At 51.6% G+C, this 1,450-nt stretch carries 2 protein-coding genes; both read right to left on the bottom strand.

Features of this window, described 5'->3' with window-relative positions; genetic code table 11:
* A partial coding sequence (locus B2751_RS07730) for an acyl-CoA dehydrogenase family protein (protein ID WP_290774150.1) occupies nucleotides 1-830 on the bottom strand: 830 nt, incomplete at its 3' end.
* On the bottom strand, nucleotides 827-1,450 hold a 624-nt coding region (locus B2751_RS07725), incomplete at its 5' end, for an acetyl-CoA C-acyltransferase (protein WP_290774086.1). The genes B2751_RS07730 and B2751_RS07725, both read right to left, overlap by 4 nt.

Here is a 1,450-nt window from a genome sequence, read left to right as displayed (position 1 = left end):
GATGAACCGACAGCACCAACAGCTAATTTATAACGACCGACGTTCAAGATGTTGAAGGCGATGACGTGACCGCGTCCGATTTCACCAAGGACGTTATCGACTGGTACTTCTGCATCTTGTAAGATCAATGTCCGTGTCGATGATCCTTTGATTCCCATCTTCTGTTCCTCGACGCCTGTCGAGACGCCTGGATACGATCCTTCGACGAGGAAGGCTGTGAACTTGTCACCGTCGATTTTTGCGTAGACGACGAACAAGCTTGCGAAACCTGCGTTCGTGATCCATTGTTTTTCACCATTCAAGATGTAGTGCGTACCAGCTTCGTTCAAGACAGCCGTCGTTTTGGCACCAAGAGCATCCGAACCAGAGCCTGGCTCCGTCAATGCATACGAAGCAATCCACTCCCCTGAAGCGAGTTTCGGCAAGTATTTATGCTTTTGCTCTTCGTTACCGAAGAAGACGATCGGCAACGAACCGATTCCGACGTGTGCGCCGTAGCTGAGGGCGAATGAACGGCCACGTGCGAACTTTTCCGTAATGATTGAAGACGAAATCTTATCCATTTGATAGCCGCCGTATGCTTCCGGAACGTCTGCACCGAGTAGACCCAGCTCGCCTGCTTCACGGAGGAGACCGACTGATAATTCGAACTCGTGTTTTTCGATTCGGTCAAGAACAGGAACGACACGATCTTCGACGAACTTCGCTGTCATGTCACCAACCATTTTGTGTTCTTCCGAGAAATCCTCTGGTGTGAAAAGACGTTCTGGTGCTAACTCATCTAATACGAAACTGCCACCTTTGATTAATTCGTTTGTCGTTTGGCTCATTGTCCTGTTCCTCCTTCAACTAGTTCGAATACACCTGCTGCGCCCATTCCGCCACCGATACACATCGAGACGACACCATACTGGACATTCCGACGTTTCATTTCATGCAAGAGCGTCAATGTGAGTTTTGTTCCTGTACAACCGAGTGGGTGACCGAGGGCGATCGCTCCACCGTTGACGTTGACGATGTCTTCGTTTAATCCAAGCTCGCGGATGACACCGAGTGACTGCGATGCGAACGCTTCGTTCAACTCGATCAATCCGACGTCTTCAAGCGTGATGCCTGCGAGTTCAAGTGCTTTTGGAATCGCGACGACCGGTCCGATGCCCATGACTTCCGGACGGACACCACCGACCGCAAACGACTTGAACTTGCCGAGAATCGGTAAGCCTTGGCGTTCTGCTTCTTCCCGTTCCATGACGAGGACGGCAGCGGCACCGTCTGACGTCTGCGAAGAGTTCCCTGCTGTGACGCTACCGCCGAGGCGGAACGCTGGGCGAAGTTTTGCAAGACCTTCAGGTGACGAATCCGGACGAACGCCTTCATCGTGCTCGACGACGAATGTCTTCTCTTCGATTTTCAGTTCATCATTGACGAATTGTTCCGTCACCGTTACCGG

Origin of the sequence: Exiguobacterium sp. UBA6282, from assembly GCF_002440475.1 — a bacterium.
Classification (GTDB): Bacteria; Bacillota; Bacilli; order Exiguobacteriales; family Exiguobacteriaceae; genus Exiguobacterium_A.
Note: the sequence above shows the minus strand (reverse complement) of the source record. Positions and strands in the feature narration are given on the sequence as shown.